Annotated in this window: 22 protein-coding genes; 11 read left to right on the top strand and 11 right to left on the bottom strand. The window is 69.7% G+C overall.

Annotated features, from left to right (window positions below):
- Positions 1 to 119 precede the first annotated feature (119 nt).
- Positions 120 to 1,124, top strand: a complete 1,005-nt coding sequence (gene galE / locus JUB13_RS05135) for a UDP-glucose 4-epimerase GalE (RefSeq protein ID WP_207477695.1) — start codon at positions 120 to 122, stop codon at positions 1,122 to 1,124.
- A 29-nt stretch (positions 1,125 to 1,153) separates the two neighbouring features.
- Here the strand turns inward: galE and JUB13_RS05140 are convergent, their stop codons facing one another.
- The 7 genes from JUB13_RS05140 to JUB13_RS05170 form a co-directional block, all read right to left on the bottom strand.
- Entirely contained in the window at positions 1,154 to 2,158 is a 1,005-nt protein-coding gene (locus JUB13_RS05140; RefSeq protein WP_207477697.1) for a YihY/virulence factor BrkB family protein, read from the bottom strand.
- Between the two features lie 10 nt (positions 2,159 to 2,168).
- Positions 2,169 to 2,972, bottom strand: coding sequence for a DUF3618 domain-containing protein (locus JUB13_RS05145; RefSeq protein ID WP_207477699.1), 804 nt, complete (start codon positions 2,970 to 2,972; stop codon positions 2,169 to 2,171).
- A 123-nt stretch (positions 2,973 to 3,095) separates the two neighbouring features.
- Positions 3,096 to 4,208 carry a DUF2336 domain-containing protein gene (locus JUB13_RS05150; RefSeq protein WP_207477701.1) on the bottom strand — a complete coding sequence of 371 codons (1,113 nt, stop codon included), beginning with the start codon at positions 4,206 to 4,208 and terminating at the stop codon, positions 3,096 to 3,098.
- Positions 4,209 to 4,292: 84 nt separating this feature from the next.
- Entirely contained in the window at positions 4,293 to 4,907 is a 615-nt protein-coding gene (locus JUB13_RS05155) for an ABC-type transport auxiliary lipoprotein family protein (protein ID WP_207477703.1), read from the bottom strand.
- A complete protein-coding gene (locus JUB13_RS05160) occupies positions 4,907 to 5,890 on the bottom strand; it encodes an MlaD family protein (RefSeq protein ID WP_207477706.1) in 984 nt (327 codons plus the stop codon). The genes JUB13_RS05155 and JUB13_RS05160 overlap by 1 nt, the downstream gene beginning before the upstream one ends.
- Before the next feature lie 3 nt (positions 5,891 to 5,893).
- Entirely contained in the window at positions 5,894 to 6,688 is a 795-nt protein-coding gene (locus JUB13_RS05165) for an ABC transporter ATP-binding protein (RefSeq protein ID WP_207477707.1), read from the bottom strand.
- 2 nt (positions 6,689 to 6,690) lie between these two features.
- On the bottom strand, positions 6,691 to 7,842 hold the full coding sequence (locus tag JUB13_RS05170; RefSeq protein WP_207477709.1) for an MlaE family ABC transporter permease: 1,152 nt from the start codon (positions 7,840 to 7,842) through the stop codon (positions 6,691 to 6,693).
- A gap of 84 nt (positions 7,843 to 7,926) precedes the next feature.
- Between JUB13_RS05170 and JUB13_RS05175 the strand changes: the two genes are divergently transcribed.
- Positions 7,927 to 8,442, top strand: coding sequence for an adenine phosphoribosyltransferase (locus JUB13_RS05175; protein ID WP_207477711.1), 516 nt, complete (start codon positions 7,927 to 7,929; stop codon positions 8,440 to 8,442).
- 196 nt (positions 8,443 to 8,638) lie between these two features.
- On the opposite strand, the gene JUB13_RS05180 is transcribed toward JUB13_RS05175, so the two are convergent.
- From JUB13_RS05180 to JUB13_RS05190, 3 genes are all read right to left on the bottom strand, one after another.
- Positions 8,639 to 11,740, bottom strand: coding sequence for an efflux RND transporter permease subunit (locus JUB13_RS05180; protein WP_207477712.1), 3,102 nt, complete (start codon positions 11,738 to 11,740; stop codon positions 8,639 to 8,641).
- A 3-nt stretch (positions 11,741 to 11,743) separates the two neighbouring features.
- A complete protein-coding gene (locus JUB13_RS05185; protein ID WP_207477714.1) occupies positions 11,744 to 12,964 on the bottom strand; it encodes an efflux RND transporter periplasmic adaptor subunit in 1,221 nt (406 codons plus the stop codon).
- 95 nt (positions 12,965 to 13,059) lie between these two features.
- Positions 13,060 to 13,866 carry a creatininase family protein gene (locus JUB13_RS05190; protein ID WP_207477717.1) on the bottom strand — a complete coding sequence of 269 codons (807 nt, stop codon included), beginning with the start codon at positions 13,864 to 13,866 and terminating at the stop codon, positions 13,060 to 13,062.
- A 283-nt stretch (positions 13,867 to 14,149) separates the two neighbouring features.
- Here JUB13_RS05190 and JUB13_RS05195 point away from each other — a divergent pair, with 283 nt between their 5' ends.
- The 6 genes from JUB13_RS05195 to JUB13_RS05220 all read left to right on the top strand — a co-directional run bounded on the left by JUB13_RS05195 (position 14,150) and on the right by JUB13_RS05220 (position 19,263).
- Positions 14,150 to 14,905 carry an SDR family oxidoreductase gene (locus tag JUB13_RS05195; RefSeq protein WP_207477718.1) on the top strand — a complete coding sequence of 252 codons (756 nt, stop codon included), beginning with the start codon at positions 14,150 to 14,152 and terminating at the stop codon, positions 14,903 to 14,905.
- Between the two features lie 501 nt (positions 14,906 to 15,406).
- The gene (gene uvrC, locus JUB13_RS05200; protein ID WP_207477719.1) at positions 15,407 to 17,359 is read left to right on the top strand and encodes an excinuclease ABC subunit UvrC; all 1,953 of its coding nucleotides are present in this window, start codon (positions 15,407 to 15,409) and stop codon (positions 17,357 to 17,359) included.
- A gap of 221 nt (positions 17,360 to 17,580) precedes the next feature.
- Positions 17,581 to 18,192, top strand: coding sequence for a CDP-diacylglycerol--glycerol-3-phosphate 3-phosphatidyltransferase (pgsA, locus tag JUB13_RS05205; RefSeq protein WP_207477722.1), 612 nt, complete (start codon positions 17,581 to 17,583; stop codon positions 18,190 to 18,192).
- A 10-nt stretch (positions 18,193 to 18,202) separates the two neighbouring features.
- Complete coding sequence (moaD, locus tag JUB13_RS05210) at positions 18,203 to 18,454, top strand: molybdopterin converting factor subunit 1 (RefSeq protein WP_207477724.1); 252 nt, start codon at positions 18,203 to 18,205, stop codon at positions 18,452 to 18,454.
- 4 nt (positions 18,455 to 18,458) lie between these two features.
- Positions 18,459 to 18,947, top strand: a complete 489-nt coding sequence (locus JUB13_RS05215) for a molybdenum cofactor biosynthesis protein MoaE (RefSeq protein WP_207477726.1) — start codon at positions 18,459 to 18,461, stop codon at positions 18,945 to 18,947.
- 64 nt (positions 18,948 to 19,011) lie between these two features.
- A complete protein-coding gene (locus JUB13_RS05220) occupies positions 19,012 to 19,263 on the top strand; it encodes a hypothetical protein (RefSeq protein WP_207477728.1) in 252 nt (83 codons plus the stop codon).
- A gap of 411 nt (positions 19,264 to 19,674) precedes the next feature.
- Here the strand turns inward: JUB13_RS05220 and JUB13_RS05225 are convergent, their stop codons facing one another.
- Entirely contained in the window at positions 19,675 to 20,565 is an 891-nt protein-coding gene (locus tag JUB13_RS05225; RefSeq protein WP_207477730.1) for a branched-chain amino acid aminotransferase, read from the bottom strand.
- A gap of 74 nt (positions 20,566 to 20,639) precedes the next feature.
- Here JUB13_RS05225 and JUB13_RS05230 point away from each other — a divergent pair, with 74 nt between their 5' ends.
- Genes JUB13_RS05230 through JUB13_RS05240 form a run of 3 tightly spaced genes read left to right on the top strand, consistent with a single transcriptional unit; the run spans position 20,640 to position 23,213 of the window.
- Positions 20,640 to 21,152 (top strand): MarR family winged helix-turn-helix transcriptional regulator, encoded by a 513-nt coding sequence (locus tag JUB13_RS05230; RefSeq protein ID WP_207477732.1) that lies wholly within the window; start codon positions 20,640 to 20,642, stop codon positions 21,150 to 21,152.
- A 25-nt stretch (positions 21,153 to 21,177) separates the two neighbouring features.
- Complete coding sequence (locus tag JUB13_RS05235) at positions 21,178 to 21,846, top strand: response regulator (protein ID WP_207478089.1); 669 nt, start codon at positions 21,178 to 21,180, stop codon at positions 21,844 to 21,846.
- Complete coding sequence (locus JUB13_RS05240) at positions 21,846 to 23,213, top strand: sensor histidine kinase (RefSeq protein ID WP_207477734.1); 1,368 nt, start codon at positions 21,846 to 21,848, stop codon at positions 23,211 to 23,213. Before JUB13_RS05235 ends, JUB13_RS05240 begins: the two co-directional genes overlap by 1 nt.
- Positions 23,214 to 23,229: the final 16 nt, after the last annotated feature.

Below are 23,229 nucleotides of genomic sequence, written 5' to 3' on the forward strand. Positions count from 1 at the left end.
CCCCCTCCATCGTGGGCTGCGGCTTCTCCGGAAGAAGGACGGACGGCCACGGCCTCCACCCCTAGACTGCGGGCCGCCCCCAGGCCCCTCCAGAGTCGCCCAGACAGGATCCAGCCTTCATGACAGACACCGTGCTCGTGACCGGCGGCGCCGGATACATCGGCAGCCACTGCGTCCTGGCCCTGCGCGATGCCGGATACGGCGTCGTGGTCGTCGACGACCTGTCGACCGGCCGCCGCGCGTCGGTGCCCGCCGACGTGCCCCTCGTGGTCGGGAACGTCGGCGACGGCAGGCTGATGGAGGCCACGTTGCGCGAACACCGCGCCGTCGCGGCGCTGCATTTCGCCGGCAGCATCGTCGTGCCGGAATCGGTTGCGCAGCCGCTGAAGTACTACCGGAACAATCCCGCGAACAGCCAGACGCTGATGGATGCCTGCCGTCGCGCGGGCGTCGCCAACTTCATCTTCAGCTCGACCGCCGCGGTCTATGGCCAGCCGGACACGATCCCGCTGGACGAGGACACGCCGACCCGGCCGATCAATCCCTATGGCTGGTCAAAGTTGATGACCGAATGGATGCTGCGGGACTACGCGGCCGCCTATGGTCTCCGCTACGCGGTGCTGCGCTACTTCAACGTGGCGGGCGCCGACCCGGCCGGCCGGACCGGGCAGTCCTTCCCGGGGGCAACGCACCTCCTGAAGCTCGCCTGCCAGACCGCGCTGGGGCAGCGGCCACGGCTCTCGATCTTCGGAACCGACTATCCGACGGCGGACGGGACCTGCATCCGCGACTACATCCATGTCAGCGATCTGGCCCAGGCTCATGTGGATGCGCTTCGGCATCTCCTGGGCGGCGGCGGCTCGCTGACCGCCAACTGCGGCTATGGCCGGGGCTTCTCCGTCCGCGAGGTCGTCCGCGCGGTCGAGAAGGTGACCGGGGCCGAGCTGCCGGTCGAATTCGCCGAGCGCCGGCTAGGCGACCCGGCGGCGCTGGTGTCCTCTCCCGGGCGGATCCGGGCCGTGCTCGGCTGGACGCCGAGGCACGACGATCTCGAGTACATCGTGCGCACGGCCCTGGACTGGGAGCGGAAGCTGGCTGGCGAGCAGGGCCGCAGCGCGGCCTGAGCGCCCCGGCCCGGGGCGCCCAGGGCAACTCAGGGCTTCTCGCCCACCGTGTCGGCCACGTAGGCGTCGCGTGCGCCCAGCGGACGTCCGGTCCGGTTTCCGTCTCGGGACGTCGTGTCGCGGGCCGTCTGATGCTCCATCTCGGCATTCAGCTCGCCGCCCAGCAGGATCACGTAGGCCGTAAGGTTCAGCCAGAGCAGCAGGATGACCACGGCGCCCACGGACCCGTAGGTCTCGTCATAGCTGCCGAAGTTCGAGACGTAGACCGAGAAGGCGATGGAGCCCAGAAGCCAGAGCGCCGTCGCGAGCACCGCGCCCCAGCTCGTCCAGCGCCAGCGTGGCGTGCGGCGGTCGGGAGCGTAGCGATACAGCACCGCCAACCCGGCCATCACCATGACGGCGAGGAGCGGCCAGCGCAGCAGGCGGACAACCCATTCGAGCGGCCCCGTGAGGCCGATATAGGCGATCACGGCCGGGATGCCCGCAATGGTCCCGAGCGTCACCAGCAGGAACAGCACGGCGGCGAAGGTCAGGAGCAGCGCCATCGCGTTGAAGCGGATGAAGCCGCGCGTCTCCTCCTCGTCGTAGACGATGTTCAGCGACGTCATCAGCGCCTTGACGCCCTGCGAGGCGCTCCAGAGCGCGACGATGATGCCGATGGCCGCGCCGATTCCGAGGCCTTCGCGCGGCTGGCTCGTCAGGCTCTTGAGCTGATCGTTGAGCAGGGTCGTCGCCTCGGCGGGCAGCACCGCGCCGACCGAGGCGATCTGCGCCTCCACGTCCCGGGGATCGAAGGCGAGCCCGTAGACCGACACCATGGCCGCTAGCGCCGGGAAAACGGCCAGCAACGCGTAATAGGCGACGCCCGCCGCGATCATGGACAGGTTGTCCTTGGACTGCTCGTTCTTCACGCGCAGCAGGATGTCCCGCCATCCCGCCTTCGGGATCTCGCCAGGCCGGTCCGCGTTGCGTCCGCGCCCGGCCTCGCCACGGTCTATGGCCTGCTGATGATGACGACGGCTGAGCCCCAGCATCCGGCCCCCCTCAGGTCGCAGTGTCGAGGGATGCCAGCCGGTTGTGCACCTGCTCCATGGCATGGAACTGGGCACCGACGGCTATCCGGGCCGGCTCTGGCAGGTCGTGCCGGAGCGTGTCCCGGAACGCGTCGAGTACCACCGAGGAGCCCTGCCGAGCGGCGCTGAGGAGCGCCGTGCGGTCGTGGGTGGCGGCGACCCGGCGCACCTCGCCCCAGGACATGCCCGCGGCGGAGGCAGGCTCGGCACCAGTCCCTGCGCCATCCGCTCCCGCGCCGTCGGCGGCCCTGTCGGCTGCACCTTCCGCGTGGGTCCGCATCTCGCCGTCGATCACGGCGGCCGCGCGCTCGTACTCGCGGGCGTAATCGTCCAGCAGGCCGCCGAAGGCTGCATCGGTGGTCGCGGAGGCGGCATCGCGCAGCGCCAGCGCCCCTTCGCGCACGGCCACTGCGAGCCGCGCCAGCGACGCCGCCGCGGGGCCCGACACGGTGGTCGGGCCCGATACGCGTTGCCCCTCCCGCATGGCTGCGAAGGCAAGCCAGATCGCACCGATGCCGATCAGCGCGACCGGAATCGGGTTGTTGCGGATCGCCATGGCGAGCCGGTTCTGCGGGTTCCCCTCGACGATGTCCCGCAGCGTGTCGCGCACGGATGCGGTCATCTGGCCCGGGGACAGGCGGTATTCGATCTCGTCCAGGGTCCGGTCCATGCGCTCGCGCGCGGCGGCGATATCCCGTTCGATGTCGGCCGGGCTGCGGCTGCGTGCCTGACCCTGGCGGTCGCTGTCCGGGTTGATCTCGTCGGTGCGGGACATTCCTGCTGCTCCTGGCCCAATCCGAGCCTACAACAGCAGCGTGCCCGGCGGTGTTCCAGGACCCGCGCCGGCAATGGTGCGGTGCCGAGACGGCGCACCCCTCGCCTTCCCTCGGCGCCGCCCTCAGGCGGCGGGCCGGATCATGTCGCTGAGCTTGTCGAGGAGATAGTCGAGATCCTCTGACCCCATATCCTCGTACTGGGTCAGGATCCGCTCGATCATGCGGCGGCGGTGCCGTTCCAGGTCGCCGGGCTCGCCGTCGAAGTCGGTCTCGCGGGCGACGTTCAGCGCGACCCGGATGGCGGGAAGCAGGCCCGGCGGAAGGCCGGCCTTGTCGTAGATCGATTTCATCCCGAGCGTGCCGGCATCGTGGATCAGCAGGCGGGCGTTGCTGAGCGGCACGCGCGCGAGAAGGGACAGGCTGGCCTCGATGAACGCCACGTCGCCCATGCAGAGCGCGCGCAGCATCAGCGACGGCGTCAGGCGCCCATTGGCATGCAGCTGGGCGACGAGCCGCTCCACGTCTCCGTCCTCCGCGTCGCCGGCGAAGAGTGTCGCGGTGGCGCGCTCCCGGCTCTTGAGGACGAGGTCCGAGGCCATCGTGGCCGGCAGCTCGTGATGGGTCACGAGATAGTCCCGCAGCCGGTCCGAGACCAGAGCCACCAACCGCTCGGAGACGGTGACCGGCAGCTTGCGGCGATGGACCAGCGGTTCCTGCACGCTGGGGCTGGCGCCGAACCGGTCGATGACCTTGACCAGGCTGCGCTCACCGATTTCGGCGCCCTCGTTGGCGACGAGCGCCGCCACCGCCCCTTCCGCGCCGTGGTCGATCAGCGCGTCGGCGACGGCGGCCGGCACCTCGTGGCGCCTGGCGATGGCGGTCTGCTTGGAGATGTTGCCCGAACGCACGAGGTCGACCAGGTCGGTCTCGGTCAGGACCAGGGAGGCTTCGAGGATCGGCAGCGCCACGCTCTCGACGTCGCGGGCGAGCAGCAGGGCCACGTCCCGCGGCAGCGCGGTCGAGGACTTGAGGTTGTCGGCAAGCGCCTCCCGGACCCGGAGGGCGGCATCGCGGGCCATCAGCCGGACGATGCTCTGGGCGAGGTCGCGCTCGGAGGCGCTCATCTCGCTGAGCTCGAGCTGTCCGGCGACCTTCGCCGCCAGCTCCGCGCGGGTCTGCGGCGACGGGTCCTTCAGCAGACGCTCGACGTCATGCTTGCTGAGATGCTCCGTCATTGGACCAGCTTTTCTTCGGGAACCGCCCGGAAGTGTCGGCCAGCAAGGATGAAGGTTCGGTTAAGCGGGCAGGCCAGGGGCCCCTCACTCCCTGGGAAGGCGCCCGAGAGTCCAGCTCACCGCGCCCTGCAGGACCAGCTCGACGGCTTGGTCGAAGGCCTCGATCACCGCCGCGAAGGAGGCGTCGCGCGCAGGCACCACGGCCTCGAAGGTCTCGCTCGCCTCGATGGACCTGCGCTGGGACGAGATCAGCTTGCCGTTCAGCGCCACCCGCACGGATGGAACCGTGCGCGCGGGGTCCCCGGGGTACTCCGCCTCGAAGTCGCGGAGCTCGGAGCGCAGCACCCAGTCGGCGCGCAGGCCCGAGGTGTCGCGCCCGACGGCCCGGATGGCGCGCGAGCGCTCGAAGCTCTCGACCAGCAGGTTCTGGACCATCGAGGGCGCGCGGTCCGTCCAGTTGACGTTGGCGAAGTAATCGAGGTTCGTGGGCGCCGTGCGCAGGGCGATCCGCGCCGTGTCCAGGCCTGCCGGCGCGGACGGTGCCTCGATCAGGAGCTGCTCGGAGGTCCGCGCCAGGGGTGCGGAAAACGTCTCCACGGGCGTCAGCGTGTAGAGGCGCGGCGGCTCCTGGAAGCCGGGAACGGGCACGCAGGCGGCGAGAAGGGCGGCGAGCGCAGCCGCCGGAAGAGGAAGGCGCATCACTTCACCTCGACGCCGCGGCGACTGTCGCCCAGCAGGAAGTCCGTGGGGTTCCGCTCGATGCGGATCGCCAGCCGGGACAGGTTGGTCGTGAGATCGCGGAGCTCCGCCACGAGCTGGCTGATGTCATAGAGTCCCCTGCCCGTGAAGTCCCGGATGGGCTGGCGGTTCTCGGCCAGGATCTGGTCGAGCCGGCCGGCCGCCTTGTTCAGCGTGTCGACGAGCTGGCTGACGTCCTGCGCGGTTCCGCTGAGCTGCGCGGCAGTCTGCGAGGCCTCGCGCCCGACAGCGTCGATGCTGCCGCGGACGCTCTTCAGCGCCCCCCTCGCCTCGCCGCTGAGCTCGTCCACGCTGCTCTGGAGCGACCCGATCAGGGCGTCGGCGCGCTGCACGGTCCCGCCGGCCTGCTCGGTCGTCATGGCGAGCGCGGCCGTCAGGGCGCGCAGGTTGACGATGGTGTCCGACACCGCCTCGATGTTCTCCGGCGAAAGCAGGCCCCTGGCCTGCTGCGACACGGCGATCAGGTTGGCCAGCAGCTCGGGGGCGCGGTCCACGACCTCCGACAGGGTCGAGGGGCGCGAGGGGATCACGCGGTAGCCGTCGGCGCCGGGTTCCAGCTCCGGGGCCTCCTGCGTGCCGCCGGTGATCTGGACGAAGGCGAGGCCGGTCACGCCCTGCGGCTCCAGCATCGCGATGGCGTCGCGCTTGATCGGCACGTCGGGCGGCAGGGAGACGGTCACCAGCACCCGCTCCACATTGGTGGGGTCGATCCGGATGTCCTCGACCGTCCCCAGGCGGACGCCGCGGTAGCGCACCGGGCTGCCGGTCTGAAGCCCGGTCACGGATCCCCTGAAATAAATCCTGTAAGTCGTCGAGCTGGTCTCGAGCGCCGTGCGGGCGAACCACAGGCCGGCCCCCACGATGCCGGCCAGCAGGACCAGCACGAAGGTGCCCACCAGCAGGTAGGATGGCCGTTGCTCCATGCCTCAGCGCGCCTCCTGCGCGTCGATCGCCGCCCGGCCGCGAGGCCCGTGGAAGTAGTTGCGGATCCAGGGATGGGACTCCGTCAGCATCTCCGCCACCGTCCCCGTCCGCACGCGCCGGTCCACCAGCGCCGCGATCCTGTCGCACACCGTGATCAGGCTGTCGAGATCGTGGGTGACCATGAAGACCGTCAGCCCCAGGCTCCGCTGCAGCCCACCGACAAGCTCGTCGAAGGCAGCCGCCCCGATGGGATCGAGACCGGCCGTCGGCTCGTCCAGGAACAGGATCTCGGGATCCAGGGCCAGGGCCCGGGCGAGGCCCGCGCGCTTGCGCATGCCGCCCGACAGCTGCGAGGGCTTCTTGCTGCAGGAATCCTCCGGCAGGCCGGCCATGCGGATCTTGATGCGGACGGCGGCCTCGATGGTCGCGTTGTCCAGGTCCGTGTGCTCGCGCAGGGGGACCGCAACGTTCTCCGCCACCGTCATGGAGCTGAAGAGCGCGCCATCCTGGAACAGCACGCCCCAGCGCCGCTGCAGCGCCACCCGCGCCGGCTCGGAGAGCGCGGTGATGTCGTGCCCCAGCACTTCGATGCTGCCCGCCGCCGGCCGGATCAGGCCCAGGATCTCCTTGAGCAGGACGGACTTGCCGGTGCCCGATCCGCCGACGACGCCGAGCACCTCGCCCCGGCGCACGTCGAGGTCCAGCCCGTCATGGATCACCTGGGGGCCGAAGCGCGTGCGCAGTCCGCGCACGCGGATCACGGTCTCGTCGCCGGAATAAGGGGGCTGCGCGTCCATGCCTAGAGACCGAAAGATGCGAAAAGGATCGAGAACAGTGCGTCGAGCACGATGACGAGGAAGATGCTGACCACCACCGACTTCGTGGTCAGCCGTCCCACACTGTCGGCACTTCCAGAGACCTTCAACCCCTCGTAGCAGCCGACCAGCGCGATGACGGCGGCGAAGACCGGCGCCTTGGCAAGGCCGACCAGCATCGTGCCGACCGGGACGGCCGTCTGGAGCTGGCGCAGGAACTGGGCGAGCGTGACGTCGAGCACGGCATAGGACGCGGCGGCCCCGCCCAGAAGCCCCATGGCGGCGGCATAGAAGCTCAGCAGCGGCAGCGCCAGCACCAGCGCGATCATGCGCGGCAGCACCAGGATCTCGACGGGATCCAGGCCCAGCGTGCGCATGGCGTCGACCTCCTGGTTGACCTGCATGGTGCCGATCTGCGCCGTGAAGGCCGAGCCGGACCGTCCGGCCACGATGATCGAGGTCATCAGCACGCCGATCTCGCGCAGGATCGATATGCCGACGAGGTTCACCACGAAGAGCTGGGCGCCGAACCGGCGGAGCTGGTCGGCCCCCTGGTAGGCCAGCACGACCCCGATCAGGAAGGAGAGCAGGCCCACGATCGGAAGCGCGTCGAGCCCGGTCTTCTCCATGTGATGGATGATCGCCGACCCGCGAAGCCGCGCCGGCCGGAGGGCCGTTCGGCCCAGGGTGATCGCGACCATGCCGACGAAGGCCAGGAGGTCCAGCGTCTCGTCCAGCATCGCATAGGCCGCGCGGCCCGCTCGCTCGACCACCGCGATGATCGGGCGCTCGACCGGCCGGCCGATCGGCGGGGCGCACTCGGCCTTCCGGGCGGCGTCCAGCAGCCCCTGGCGGACGGGGTCGAGCCCCGCGATCTCGACCGGGCCGAGCGCCTCCAGCCGCCGCGCGAGACGCGCGAGCTCGATCGCCCCCACGGTGTCCAGCGCCTCGATACCCTGCGCCTCGATGCGCACCGCGCCGGCTCCCGCAAGGCCGGCGGCCGCCCCCTCGACCGCTTGGGACAGGCCGTCCCAGGCGCCGAGAACCCAGCGCCCGCGCGCGGCCAGCACGCGCGCCGTCCCGGCCGTGCCGGCCGGAACCAGGAACGCCGCCGCGGGCTCGGCCGTGCCGGTCACGCGCCACCCGCCCGGCGTTTACGGCCGGCCGCACCACCGCTACGATGCGCGGCCTTCACAGCCGCGAGCCGGGCCTGCAGCGTCATGGACATCAAGCAGCACATCCGCAACATCCCCGATTTCCCGAAGCCGGGCATCCTCTTCTACGATATTTCGACGCTGCTCGCCCATGCCGAGGCTTGGCGGGCTACCGTCGACAACCTTGCCGGGCAGGTCTCGGCGCACCGTCCCGACGTGCTGGTCGGCATCGAGTCCCGCGGCTTCCTGGTGGCCGCGCCGCTGGCGCTGCGCCTCGGCCTGGGCTTCGTGATGGTGCGCAAGCGCGGCAAGCTGCCCGGCGACGTGGTGGCCCATACCTACGACCTGGAATACGGCACCGACAGCATCGAGATCCAGCGCGACGCCGTCCGACCCGGCCAGCGGGTCGTGGTTCTCGACGACCTGCTGGCGACCGGCGGCACCATGGCGGCCACGATCGGCCTGCTGCGCCAGATCGGCGCCGATGTCCGGGCCGCCGCCTTCATCATCGAACTCACCTTCCTGAAGGGCCGCGAGCGCCTGGACGTGCCGGTTCACAGCGTCGTCGCCTACGAATCGTAATACGGGAATCCTCATACGGGACCCCATCGGGTCCTGACCGGCTCGATTTCATTCGGAACTACCGCCCCAAGAGCCCTCCCCCGCTGCCCGCACGCCAATCCGCCCACGATACGAACGGCCGGGGCGCCCCACGGTTCAAGGGTCCGTCGGCGGATCCCGGGGGCTCGCCGCCCGGGGCGCGGCGTTCCGCCCCTTCCTACTCGGCGGGCTCGACACGCGTCATCGCGTGCACGATGGGCCCGTGCTGGACCGCGATCTCCGCGTCGTCGCCCGCCTGCCGCTTGCGGCCGAGATAGCTGTAGACCGTCGGCACCACGAACAGCGTCAGCACCGTGCCCAGCGTCATGCCGCCGACGATCACCGCGCCGATTGCCTGGCGGCTCTCCGCGCCGGCCCCGGTCGCATAGGCCAGCGGCACCGCGCCGAGCACCATGGCGCCGGTCGTCATCAGAATCGGCCGCAGGCGCAGGGAGGCGGCTTCAGTGACGGCGTCGCGCACCGTCCGGCCGGCGCGCTGGAGCTGGTTCGCGAACTCCACGATCAGGATGCCGTGCTTGGTGATCAGGCCGACCAGCGTGACGAGGCCGATCTGGCTGTAGACGTTCAGCGTCCCGCCCCAGAGCCAGAGCAGGCCGAGCGCGCCCGTCATCGACAGCGGCACCGTCAACATGATCACGACGGGGTCGACGAAGCTCTCGAACTGGGCCGCCAGCACGAGATAGATGAAGGCGAGCGCCATCAGGAAGGTCAGGTAGAGGCCGGCACTGGCCTCGCGGAACTCCCGGCTCTGGCCGGCATAGTCGACGGTGGCGGAGCCCGGCAGGACCCGGTCCGCCGTGGTGGCCAGGAACTGCAGGGCCTCGCCCAGCGCGTAGCCGGGCGCGAGCGTCGCGGTCACCGTCACCGAGCGCAGCTTGTTGAAGTGGTTGAGCTCGCGCGGCGCCACGCCCTCGACGACCTGCACCAGATTCGCGAGGCTGACCATCTCGCCCTTGGAGCCGCGCACGTAGATGCTGGCGATGTCGTCGGGATTCGAGCGGTCGGTTCCGGCGACCTGGACGACCACGTCGTACTGCTTGCCCTCCTGCTTGTAGCGGGTCACCTGGCGACCGCCCAGCAGCGTCTCGAGCGTGCGCCCCACCGTCTCGACCTCGATGCCGAGGTCGGCCGCCTTGTCGCGGTCGACCCGGACGCGCAGCTCGGGCTTGTTCAGCTTCAGGTCGGTGTCGATGTTCACGAGGCCGGGGTTCTTGCGCGCCTCGGCCAGCAGGAGATCCGTCAGGCGCCCGAGCTCGTCATAGGGGAGCGAGCTCTGGATCACGAAGTTGATGGGCTTCTCGTTGGGGCTCTGGCCCAGCGACGGCGGGTTCGAGGGGAAGGCCAGGATCCCGGGGATGCCGAAGAGCTTGGGCGCGAGCTGGCCCACGACCTGCTGCTGCGCGACGGCCCGCTCGTCCCAGTCCTTCAGGCGCACGAAGGCGATGCCCTGGTTCAGCACCGGGAAACCGATCACCGTGAAGAAGCCCTCGGCCTCCGGGAGGCCGGCCAGATGCTCCTCGGCCGTGCGGACGTAGCGGTCCATGTAGTCGACGGTCGCACCTTCGGGCCCGATCAGGATCGCGACCACGGTCCCGCGGTCCTCGACGGGCGACAGCTCCGACTTCAGGACCCCGAAGAGCCACCAGCTCGTCGCCGCGACGGCGATGCCGGCCAGCACCACCAGCGGACGGACGCGGAGGCTCCAACCGAGGATGCGGCGGTACGCCGCCGTCAGTCCGTTCAGGAAGCCCTCGATCAGGTTGTAGACGATCCCGTGCCGCTCCTGGTGGCGCAGCAGCTTCGAGCACATCATGGGCGAGAGCGTCAGCGCGACGAAGCCAGAGACGATCACCGCCCCCGCGAGCGTCAGGGCGAACTCGGTGAAGAGCCGCCCGGTCCGGCCGGTCTGAAAGCCCAGCGGCGCGTAGACCGCCGCAAGCGTGATCGTCATGGCGACCACCGCGAAGCCGATCTCGGAAGCCCCCTTCAGCGCCGCCCGGAAGGGCGTCATCCCCTCCTCGACATGGCGATAGATGTTCTCCAGCACGACGATGGCGTCGTCCACGACGAGCCCGATCGCCAGCACCATGGCGAGCAGCGTCAGCGTGTTGATGGAGAAGCCGAAGACGTACATCAGCATGAAGGCGCCGACCAGCGAGACCGGGATCGTCACCAGCGGCACCAGCGTCGCCCGCAGAGAGCGCAGGAAGAAGAAGATCACCACGACGACCAGCACCACCGCCTCGCCGATGGTGTGGTAGACGGCGTCGATGGACTTGGCGATGAAGATCGAGCTGTCGTAGCCGATGTCGACGCTCATGCCCGCGGGCAGGTCCTGCTGGATGCGCGGCAGCGCGCCGCGGATCGCGGTCGAGACGTCCAGCGGGTTCGCGACCGACTGCTTCACGACGCCCAGCGCGACCGCGCTGCGGCCGCGGAAGCGGGCGCTCACGCGCTCCTCGCGGGCCCCGACCTCGGCCCGGCCGACATCGCCCAGCCGCACGAGATAGCCACTTTCCTCGCGCAGGATCACGCGGTCGAACTCGGCGGGGGTCGCAAGATCCGTCTGGGAGACGACCGTGAACTCGCGCTGGCTGCTCTCGACACGGCCCGCCGGGATCTCCACGTTCTGGCGGCGGAGCGCGTCCTCGACGTCCTGGGGCGTGATCCGGTAGGCCGCCATGCGCGCGGGATCCAGCCAGATCCGCATCGAGAAGCGGCGCTCGCCGAAGATCCGGACCTCGGCGACGCCGGGAAGGTTCTGCAGCCGGTCCCGCACGTAGCGGTCGGCGTAATCCGTGACTTCGAGCGGCGTCAGCCGGTCGCTCGAGAAGGCGAGATAGATGATCGGCTGGGCGTCGGCCTCGACCTTCGCGATCACGGGCTCGTCGATCTCGTCGGGCAGGCGGTTGCGAACCCGGGCCGTGCGGTCGCGCACGTCGTTCGCAGCCACGTCCACGTCGCGCCCGGTGCGGAAGCGCAGCGTGATCTGGCTGCGCTCGGACCGGCTGATCGACGACATCACGTCGATCCCCTCGATACCCGCAAGACTGTCCTCGAGCGGCGTCGTGACCTGACTCTCGATGATCTCGGCCGAGGCGCCGAGATACGTCGTCGTCACGGTGACGACGGGCTCGTCGATGTTGGGATACTCCCGCACCGACAGCCGCTGGTACGCGACGAGCCCGACCAGCAGGATCGCAAGGCTCATCACGGTGGCGAAGACCGGACGGCGGATCGAGATCTCGGAGAGGCGCATGGATCAGCTCCCGGCCTTGGACGCCTGCGCCGGTCCTCCGGGGGGCGATGCGGAGGGTGCTGCGGCCGGCGCAGCCGCGGGTGTCGAGACGGGCACCGCGATGGGGCTCACCGGGACACCGTCCCTGATCTTGAGCTGGCCCGAGGTCACCACCGTGTCGGCCGGCCCGAGGCCCCGGACGACCTCGACCTCGCCGGCGCGACGCTGACCCAGCAGGACCTTGGCGAGCTGCGCCTTGCCCTCGACCACCCGGTAGACCGCCTGGTCCGCACCGACGGCGAAAACCGACTGCTCGGGCACGATCACCGCGTTCTCGCGTGTCGCGATCGTCAGCGCCACCCGGGCGAACAGGCCGGGGCGGAGCACATGCCCGCGGTTGTCGAGCCGCGCGCGGATGCTGATCGACCGGCCGTTCACGTCCACCAGCGGGTCGATGGCGTAGACCTCGGCCGTGAACCGGTGCTCCGGAAGCGCATCCACCTGGATCGCGAGGCTCTGACCGATGCCGACCGCCGGCAGGTATAGCTCCGGCACCCGGAAATCGATCTTCAGCGTGTCGATCGCCTCCAGGTTCACGATGGCCTGGCCGGGCTGGACGACCTCGCCGACGCTCGCGCGGCGCAGGCCGACGACGCCGTCGAAGGGCGCTGCGATCACGGTCTTGGCGAGCTGGGCGCGCGCCATGGCGACCGCCGCCTCGTCCGCCAGGAGTTTGGCGCGTGCCTGGTCGCGCTGGCGGGCGGAGCCGCTGCCTTGGCGGAAAAGCTCGTCGGCACGGCTCTCCTCGACACGGCTCAGGGCCAAGCTGGCGAGCGCCTGCTCCAGTGTCGCGCGCTGGACCGCGTCGTCGAGGCGGACCAGCACGTCGCCGCGCCGCACGGGCGTTCCCTCCTGGAAGCCGATCTCGCCGATGCGGCCGAGAATCTCGGGCCGGACGACGACCGATTCGGAGGACAGCAGCGTTCCGACCGAGCTGACGTCGCGCGCGACCGTCCCGATGCGGACCTGCTGTGCCTCGACCCCGATGCCGCGCGGCGCGGCTCCGGCCGCTCCCGCGCCGGATCCGGTGGCCGGCGCGGGCGTGGTCACAGGAGCGCCGCCCAACACGCGCGTCTGCAGCGCGGCGAGCTGTGCCCCGCCCTCGGGCGTGCGCACGTACCAGATGCCGGCGCCGCCGGCAGCAAGGAGCGCCGCCGTCAAGAGCACGCGAAAAGAAGTCTTCATGGGAGTTTTGCGGCTCGAAGCCGGCTCTTTGTTCCTGTACCGAAGGACTATGGTTTGATGCCGCGGCCTTGTCGAGGACGGCGCAACCGGAGCCCTCAGATCCGATCTTTGAGTGCATCCAGCGGAAAACGGGCAACCTCCGCGAGCAGGCCGACCAGGGCGCCAGCGGCCTTCTCGACCAGCGCCTGACCGTGACGCGCCTCGGCCAAGCGTGCGTCGCCGCAGACCCCGAGAGGGTTGAGATCCTGGGCCGCCCAGGCGAAGGCGACCGGGCCCGTCGCGCTGAGGTGGCGGAACTCGGCCTCGGCCTCGCGGCCGAGGGACTCGAAGTTCCGGATCTCGCCCCGGTTCACGAGCGGCGCAGCCAGATGCAACATCATCGAGGTTTCGACGGCGCCGCCATGGATCCCGTGGGCGAGTTCGGCCGAGGGGAACAGATTGTCCGGCATGCCGAGACGCCACCACGAGCACGGCACGACCAGCATGCCAAGCCGCATGCGCAGCTCGCGAGCCACGATGTCCAGAACCTGCGTCTGGCCACCGTGCCCGTTCAGGATCACCAAGCGGCGCAGGCCGGTGCGGTGCACGCCCTCGCCGATCTCCACCAGCAGGCGCACCAGGGTTTCCGCGGAGATGCTCAGCGTCCCCGGATAGGCCGTGTGCTCCATGGAGAAGCCGTAGGGCAGCATGGGCATCGCGAGCACCGGCATATCCGGCGGCATCCGTGCCGCTGCCCCGTCCAGGATCCCTTCCACCAGGGCGCCGTCGCACCACACCGGCAGATGCGGGCCATGCTGCTCGACCGAGCCGACGGGCAGCACGGCGACGACTCGTTCAGGCTCCTCGACGGCTGCGAACTCCTTCGCCGTCATGTCCTGCCAGCGGCGGCGGGGCAGTTCCATTCGCCTTCTCCGGGCTTGATCTCGGCCCATGCGAATTCAATCGCCATGCCATGCCCGCCAGGGCGGAGCAGCGGCGGCGGCTCCCAGACGGGCGGTGCCGGCCACGGAATCTTTCGCACAAAAAGCCGGCGCCTGCACCCCGGCCGGGCACGGCCCCCTGAGCGCGGGACGGCGCGCCGGGATCGGCGGTGCCGGCTTGACGGCCCGGCACCGAGGCGCAAGCTTCACCCCAGGCCATTCTGGGGATCGGCGGGCGATCCCGGCCCTGCCCCGTGGAAGCGTTATGAAGAACTGGCTCCTGGTGACCGGCGCCGCCAAGCGGATCGGTCGCGAGATCGCGATTTTGGCCGCAAGCCATGGCTGGGGCGTGGTCGTGCACTACCATGCTTCCGCCCAGGAGGCATCGGACCTCGTGGCGCTGCTGCGCGCCCGGGGTGCCCGCGCCGAATCCGTGGCAGCCGATCTCAGGGATCCCGATGCGGTCGCGCATCTGGTCGAGACGGCGGCCTCGCGCGCCGGCGCGGCGCTCACGGGGCTCGTCAACTGCGCGTCGGTGTTCAAGTGGGACGATCTCAGAACGGTCACGCCCGAGAGCTTCGCCGAGCACGCGGGCACGAACCTCTACGCCCCGCTGGTGCTGTGCCGCGGGCTTGCGGCCGCGCTGCCTCCCGGCGCCGAGGGCGCGATCGTGAACATCCTGGATTTCAAGCTGCAGAGCCCGAACCCCGACCATCTCTCCTACAGCCTGTCCAAATACGGCCTCGCCGGCCTGACGCAGCTTCTGGCCCGGGACCTGGCGCCGCGGATCCGCGTCAATGCGGTCTGTCCCGGCTATGTCCTGCCCGCTCCCGGGCAGGATGAGGAGGATTTCGAGCGGCGCAGCCGGGCGACGCCGCTCGGCAGACGAGCTCAAGTATCGGACGTGGCCTCGTCCGTGCTGTTCCTGCTGGAGAACCGCTCCGTCACCGGCCAGTCGGTGACCGTCGACTGCGGGCTTCACTTCCTCGCCAGTCGCCGAGACGTCGCCCTTGCCGAATGAAGCCGACCCGAAGCGTCCGAGGAAAGTCTTCCCTGACATCCGGTCGCAGCGATCTCAGGACCGCCAGCGGGCCACCCAGGCATACCCCTGCGCGAGTCCTTCCGATCCTCCGTCGCGGGGACGGCACTTCGGAGGCTCATCGTCATGAGCCCTGCGCGATCCGACGGGGTCACGCAATAGATTGCATTTTTCTCTTTTGCACAGCCTCGGCTGCGCTGGCCGGGTGGATGTTGTCAAGGCCCCAGAAATTCGTAGGAGCTTCGCCGCGGCAGATTGACAGGAAGAATACTATATCTTATCAATGCCTTAGGGAAAACGCCCAAAATATGGGCAATCGCCGCAACGCCACGGCGGCACTGGTTCGATGCCGAATATCCAGAATTTTTCGACAAACTTATCCACAGGCTCCGGGGATATTTTCCCAGCGCGCCGGAATGCCGGTGACGCAGCTTGATTCGGGGCGTTGACCCTGTAGAACGGGCATCCAACATAGCGGCGGCCATGTCCGATCAGCCCTCCTCCGACTCAACCAAGGTCCCGCAGGCCGGCGGCCCGGCCCTGCCGCCGGAGGCGCCGCCGGAATCGCGCCGCACGCGGTCCGGCCACGGCGCCCTGGCCGACGGGGCGGAGGTGATACGCGGATACCTGCGCACCCTGCCGAACACACCCGGCGTCTACCGCATGCTGAACGCCGGCGGCGATGTGCTCTATGTCGGCAAGGCGAAGAGCCTGAAGAAGCGCGTCGCCAACTACACCCACGTCTCCAAGCTTCCGAACCGCCTCCAGCGGATGGTGGCCGAGACCGTAGCAATGGAGTTCGTGCAGACCCACACGGAGGTGGAGGCTCTGCTGCTCGAGGCGAACATGATCAAGCGGTTCGCCCCGCGCTACAACGTGCTGCTGCGCGACGACAAGTCGTTCCCCTACATCATGATCACCCGCAGCGAGTTCCCGCAGCTCTGGAAGCATCGCGGAGCGCGGGACGCCAGCGCCGACTATTTCGGCCCCTTCGCATCGGGCAGCGCGGTCAACCGGACGATCGTGGCGCTGCAGCGCGCCTTCCAGCTCCGCAACTGCGCCGATACCGTGTTCCAGTCGCGCACGCGTCCCTGCCTGCAGCACCAGATCAAGCGCTGCACCGCGCCTTGCGTCGGCCGCGTCACGCCCGAGCAGTACCGCGAGCAGGTGAATCTGGCGCGGGCCTTCCTGTCGGGGCGCTCGCAGCAGATCCAGGCCGAGCTCGGCCGCGCCATGCAGGCCGCCAGCGCCGACATGCGCTTCGAGGAGGCCGCGGCGATCCGGGACCGCATCCGGGCGCTCACGGCCATTCAGGCCCATCAGGACATCAACGTTGAGGGCATCGATGACGCAGACGTGATCGCCCTGCACCAGGAGGGCGGCCACACCTGCATCCAGGTCTTCTTCTTCCGCGGCGGCAGCAACTACGGCAACCGCGCCTATTTCCCCAGCCACGACAAGGGGGAGGAAGCCGCCGACATCCTCGGCGCCTTCGTGGGGCAGTTCTACGAGAACAAGCCGGTCCCGCGCCTGGTGCTGCTGAGCCAGCAGCCCGCGGAACACGAGCTGATCGCCGAGGCGCTGACCCTGCATTCCGGCCAGAGGGTCGAGCTGGCCGTCCCGCAGCGCGGGGACAAGCGCCGGCTGGTCGAACATGCGCTCTTGAACGCGCGCGAGGCGCTCGGCCGGCGACTGTCCGAAACCGCCTCGCAGGGCCGTCTCCTGGACGGCGTCGCCGAGGTCTTCGGGCTCGACGGCCCGCCCGCCCGCATCGAGGTCTACGACAACAGCCACATCCAGGGCACCAACGCCATCGGCGCCATGATCGTGGCCGGCCCCGAGGGGCTGATGAAGAACGCCTACAGGAAGTTCAACATCCGCGGCCCGGTGAAGCCCGGCGACGACTACGCCATGATGCGCGAGGTCCTGCAGCGGCGTTTCGAGCGCGCGCTCAAGGAGGATCCCGGCCGCGCGAGCGGGAGCTGGCCCGACCTCGTGCTGATCGACGGCGGACAGGGACAGCTCTCGGCCGCGACCGAGGTCCTCGACGAGCTCGGCATCACCGACCTGCCTATCGCGGCGATCGCCAAGGGGCCCGACCGCAATGCCGGACGCGAGCGCTTCTTCATGCCGGACCGGGCCCCGTTCTCGCTCGAGCCCCGCGATCCCGTGCTCTACTTCCTGCAGCGCCTGCGCGACGAGGCGCACCGCTTCGCGATCGGGACGCACCGGGCGCGCCGCACCAAGGCCATCGGCAAATCCGTGATCGACGAGATCCCCGGCATCGGACCCAGCCGCAAGAAGGCCCTGCTGCACCATTTCGGCTCCGCCAGGGGCGTCGAGAGGGCCGGTCTCGCCGATCTGGAGGCGGTGCCCGGCATCAGCCGGGCCGTCGCCCGGAAGATCTACGACCACTTCCACGACGACGCAAAGTAGCGGCGGCCGGGCGGCGCCGGTTTGCCCTCGCCGGCTGTCCGCGGTCGGCTCCGTTGACACCTGCATGGGATCCCGGCTCTATTGGCGGTGCCGCGTCATCGGGTCATGGCCGGGGATGTGGGAGGCCGGGAAACCATCGGGACCATCCGCCCCCATCCCGACGGATCGAAGGCCCAGCCGGACCGGGTAACACGCGCCAGCCAGCGACGAGCGGCCTTCCCATGCTGACCAATCTGCCCAACCTGCTGACGCTGTCGCGGATCGCGATCATTCCCGTGGTGATCGCGCTGCTGTTCGTACGCACCGACTGGGCGGACGTCACAGCCTGCATCCTCTACGCGGCCGCCTGCATCACCGACTGGTTCGACGGGTATCTGGCGCGGGCGTGGGACCAGGTCTCGCCGATCGGCAAGTTCCTGGACCCTATCGCGGACAAGCTCCTGGTGGCGGCGGTCCTCTTCATGCTGGTCGCCGTCGACCGGCTGACCGGCATATCGGTACTCCCCGCGGTCGTGATCCTGCTGCGCGAGGTCCTGGTCTCCGGCCTGCGCGAGTTCCTGGCCGGGCTCCAGGTGAGCGTCCCGGTGAGCCGGCTGGCCAAATGGAAGACGACGATCCAGATGGTGGCCCTGGGCGTGCTGATCGTTGGCGATGCGGGCCCCGACGGCGTCCCGGTCGAGGCGATCGGGATTGTCGGACTGTGGATCGCAGGGGCGCTGACGCTGTTCACTGGGTGGGACTACATGCGCGTCGGCTGGGCCCACATGGCAGCCTCGCCCGCGCCCCAGCGCGTCGCGCCGCCGCATGGGCGGCCCGCGCAGCCCGCCAGATGAGACGAGGACCATGAAGCTGCTTTACTTCGCCTGGCTGCGCAGCAAGACCGGCATCGGCCAGGAGACGGTGGACCCGCCGGAGGAGGTGCGAACGGTTGCCGACCTCCTGGCATGGCTGCCGACCCGCGGGCCTGGCTTCGCCGCCGCGCTGGCGAACCCGGCTGTGGTCCGCGTCGCGGTGAACCAGGAATACGCGCGCCCGGACCATCCGCTCCGGCGCGGGGACGAGGTGGCCCTGTTCCCGCCCGTGACCGGGGGCTGATCGGGTGGGCGTCAGCGTCCAGCGCGAGGATTTCGACCCCGGCCGCGAGATCGAGGCGGCCGTGGCCGGGCGGACCGATGCCGGCGCGGTCTGCTGCTTCGTGGGGCTCGTGCGCGACGTCGTCCCGGGTGCCGGCGCCTCGGCGCTGACGCTCGAGCACTATCCCGGCATGACCGAACGGCAGCTGGAAGCCATCGAGGCCGAGGCGCGGGACCGCTGGCCGCTGCTCGCCACGCGGATCGTGCACCGCTACGGACGCCTGGAGCCTGGCGACCGGATCGTGCTGGTGGTGACTGCCTCCGCCCACCGGCAGGCGGCCTTCGAGAGCTGCGAGTTCCTGATGGACTGGCTCAAGACCAAGGCCCCCTTCTGGAAGCTCGAGGAGACTCCGGAAGGCGAGCACTGGGTCGAGGCCAGGGACACCGACGAGGCGGCGGCGTCACGCTGGCAGTCCTCCGGACAAAGCAGCGTGCCTCGCGAAATCAAATCTTAACCAGTAGCTGCGACATCTGCCTGTGCAGGCGCCGCTAGGACGGTCGTCCTGCGGAGGAATTGGCGTGGCCAGCCCGAACCAGATCGTCGATTACGTTCGCCGTCTGGCGATCACCGGCCAGGACCTGTCGTCCTTCGCCGCCGAGGACGCGGTCGAGACCCTGCTCGAAAGCTGGAAGGCCGCAATCCACGACGGGCTGGACCTGCGCGTCCTGCTGGACGACGTGAACGGCGTGATCGAGCATCTACAGGTCTTCCGCGAGCGGGTGCTGCTGCTCTTCCCCGAACTCACCCTTTCCGAGCGCGACGACGAATAGGGCGCGGCCTACCCCCGCGCCGGAGCGGCGGGCGGGACCTGACCGGCCCCGCCCAGGCGCTCACGGATCCTGCTTGGGGGCAGGCTCTTCCGTCTTCTCCGTCGACGGGTTCTGAGGGACGGCGAAGCCGTTCCCATGAACGACGGGCCAGACCGCGGCCGGTTCGTCGTCGCGCGCATCGCAAGCGTCTGACATGGCGATCTCCCGATTGTTCTTCCGATTGCAGGCGTCCCCGCCGGCCGCCACACGCGTGAGCCGCCGGTCCGCCCCTGGGTGGCGCGGTGCATTCCGCACCGCAGCAAAATGGATGCGGCGCGCCGATGTTCCCAGCGGAATAAGTTGGGGAAGCCCCGCGGCGGCGCGGGACAGGCATGCGTCCGCGCCGTCAGGGCGCGGACGCATCACTCCTGTTCAGGCCGCTGCGGCGGCCGCGCTACGGACCAGCGCGTCGTAGTCCTTGATCAGGGTCTCGCAGACGCGGCCGGGCGTGAAGCGCGTCCCGTCGATCTCGCCGACCGGCGTGACCTCGGCGGCCGTGCCGGTCAGGAAGATCTCCTCGGCGGATTTCAACTCCTCCGGGCGGATCGCCCGCTCGACCACCTCGATGCCGCGCCTGCGGGCGAGGTCCATGACCGTGCGGCGGGTGATCCCGTCCAGGAAGCAGTCCGCCGTAGGCGTATGCAGGCGGCCGTCCTGGACCATGAAGAAGTTGGCGCCCGTGGCTTCGGCGACGAGGCCGCGGTAGTCCAGCATCAGGGCGTCGTGGAACCCTGCCTGCTCGGCCTGGTGCTTGCTCAGGGTGCAGATCATGTAGAGCCCCGCCGCCTTGCTCTGGGTCGGCGCGCTGTCGGGGGCCGGGCGCCGCCAGGGGCTCATGGTCAGGCGGATCCCCGCCATGCGCGCCTCGGGCGAGAAGTAGCTCGGCCACACCCAGCAGGCGATGGCGACATGGATCCGGTTCTGCTGGGCGGCCACGCCCATCATCTCGCTGCCGCGCCAGGCCACGGGGCGGACATACCCGTCGACGATGCCCATCGCCTCGACCGTCCTGCGTGTGGCCGCGTCGATCTCGGCGACGCTGTAGGGCAGCTCGAATCCAAGGATCTCGGCCGACTTCGCGAGGCGCTCGGAATGCTCCGTCAGCTTGAAGACGGAACCGTTGTAAACCCGCTCTCCTTCGAATACACAGCTCGCGTAATGCAGCCCATGCGTGAGTACGTGTATCCTGGCATCGCGCCACGGGACCAGCGCGCCATCGAACCAGATGACGCCATCACGATCGTCGAAGGGCAGAACGGACATAGGCACATTTCCTTTGAACGAAAATTTCGCTGCCGGGTCCAAGACAGGTAACAAACGGCCGCAGATATGTCAACATGGCTGACGTAAAATCGGGTGTGAATCCGCTCTTCCTGCGCGAGGAGGAGCTTCGCCAGGGCATGGAGCTTCTGTTCTATGCGTATCGCGACTTCACGGCCGAGGCCGACGACATGCTGGAGCGGCTCGGCTTCGGACGCGCCCATCACCGCGTGATCTACTTCGTGGGCCGCAATCCCTCGATCCCGGTGACCGAGCTGCTGTCGATCCTGAGGATCACGAAGCAGAGCCTGTCGCGCGTGCTCGGCGAGCTGGTCCGCCGCGGCTACATCACCCAGCGCCCGGGCCTGCGCGACCGCCGCCAGCGCCTGCTGGAGCTGACGCCCGAAGGGATCGAGCTCGAGCGCCAGCTTTCCGAGACGCAGCGCCAGCGGGTGGCGCGGGCCTACCGCCATGCCGGGGCCGAGGCCGTGGAGGGCTTCCGGAAGGTGATGCTGGGCATGGTCGAGGAGCGCGACCGCGACAAGCTGGCCGCGCGCTCCGCGGACCGGCCCGTGGCGGTCCGCCGGTAGGGAGGGCGTCGTGACGACCGAGGACATGCCGCACATCCTGGTGGTCGATGACGACACCCGCCTGCGCGAGGTCCTGAAACGCTATCTCTTGCGCAACGGCTTCCTGGTGACGACGGCAGAGGATGCCGCAGACGCCCGGGCCAAAATCGCGTCGCTGAGCTTCGATCTCCTCGTCCTCGACATCATGATGCCCGGCGAGAGCGGCCTCGAGCTGACCGAGAGCCTACGCCGCGAAAGCCAGCTTCCCATCGTGCTGCTGACCGCCCGCGGCGAGCCCGACGACCGCATCGCCGGGCTCGAGGCCGGGGCGGACGACTATCTCGCCAAGCCCTTCGAACCGCGCGAGCTGGTGCTGCGCATCAATTCGATCCTCAGGCGCGTCCCCCGACCGCAGGAGGCCGCGGAGCTGCGCCTGGGCCGCTGGACCTTCGTGCCCGAGCGCGAGGAGCTCCGCTGCGGCGACGAGACGATTCGCCTGACCTCGGCGGAGGCCAGCCTTCTCAAGGTGCTTGCGTCGAGCCCGGGCATGGTCCTCACCCGCGAGGAGCTGACCGAGCGCAGCCGGATCTCCGGCAACGCCCGCACGGTGGATGTCCAGGTCACCCGCCTGCGCCGGAAGATTGAGCCCGACCCGCGCCTGCCCCGCTATCTGCATACGGTCCGTGGCGAGGGATACGTGCTGAGGCCCGACTGATGGCGGTCCCGGAGCTCTCGCGCGCCGCCCTGATGCAACCCCGCCCGGGGCCGGTGGGCGCCGTGAAGCGGCTCCTGCCCCGCACCCTGTTCGGCCGGGCCCTTCTGATCATCGTGACGCCCGTCGTGCTGCTCCAGGTCGTGGCGACCTGGATCTTCTACGACCGCCACTGGGACACCATGACGCACCGCCTAGCCCATGCCGTCGCGGGCGAGGTCGCCATGGTCGTCGAGCAGCTCGACCGCGACGCGGGACCCGAGGAGCGCCGGCGGACGCTGGAGATGGCGGCGCGCCACATGGACCTGATCATCACCTTCGAGCCCGGCGGACGGCTGACCGAGCCCTGGAGCCCGTCCGGCAACACGCTCGAGCAGACGCTGAGCCGCGCCATCGACGAGCGGGTCTACCTGCCCCATTCCATCGACACCCGCGTCGCCCACGAATGGATCGAGATGCGCATCGAGGTGCCCGATGGGCTGCTCTCGGTGATGTCGCCGGAGCGCAGGCTCTACAGCTCCACCACCTACATCTTCCTGCTGTGGATGGTCGGCGCCGCCATGGTGCTGTTCGCGATCGCCATCATCTTCATGCGCAACCAGATCAGGCCGATCCGCAGGCTCGCCGCCGCAGCCGACAGTTTCGGGAAGGGCCGCGACCTGTCCCCGTCCTTCCGGCTCGAAGGCGCCGCCGAGGTGCGCCAGGCCGCCGCGGCCTTCCTGATGATGCGCGAGCGCCTGAAGCGGCAGATCAGCCAGCGCACCGAGATGCTTGCCGGAGTCAGCCACGACCTGCGCACGCCACTCACGCGCATGAAGCTGCAACTCGAGATGTTCGGCGACGAGCCCGAGGTCGAGGAGCTCAAGGCCGACGTCGTCGAGATGCAGGACATGATCGACGGCTATCTTGCCTTCGCGCGCGGCGAGGGAACGGAGGCGCCGGTCCCCGTCGATCTTGCCCGGCTGGTCCAGGACGTCGCGGCGGGCGCCCGCCGCGACGGCGCCTCGGTCGAGGTCGAGACCGGTGGCGATCTTCTCGTCCAGCTGCGCCCGAACGCGGTGAAGCGCTGCCTCGCCAACCTCGTGAACAATGCGCGGCGCCATGCAAAGCACGTCCGGATCACGGCTGCCCGCGCTGCTGGGGTGGTCGAGGTCCTGGTGGACGACGACGGTCCCGGCATCCCCGCGGCCGTCCGGGACGAGGTCTTCAAGCCCTTCTTCCGCCTGGACGGGCCCAAAGGGCGAGCCGGGGGTGGCGTCGGCCTGGGCCTGACCATCGCCCGGGACGTGGCCCGCAGCCATGGCGGCGACATCCACCTGCAGGAAAGCCCCTCGGGGGGGCTCCGGGCGGTGCTGCGTCTTCCCGTCTGACCGAGACCCCCGGGCG

The organism is Arenibaculum pallidiluteum, assembly GCF_017355985.1.
Taxonomy (GTDB): domain Bacteria; phylum Pseudomonadota; class Alphaproteobacteria; order Azospirillales; family Azospirillaceae; genus Arenibaculum; species Arenibaculum pallidiluteum.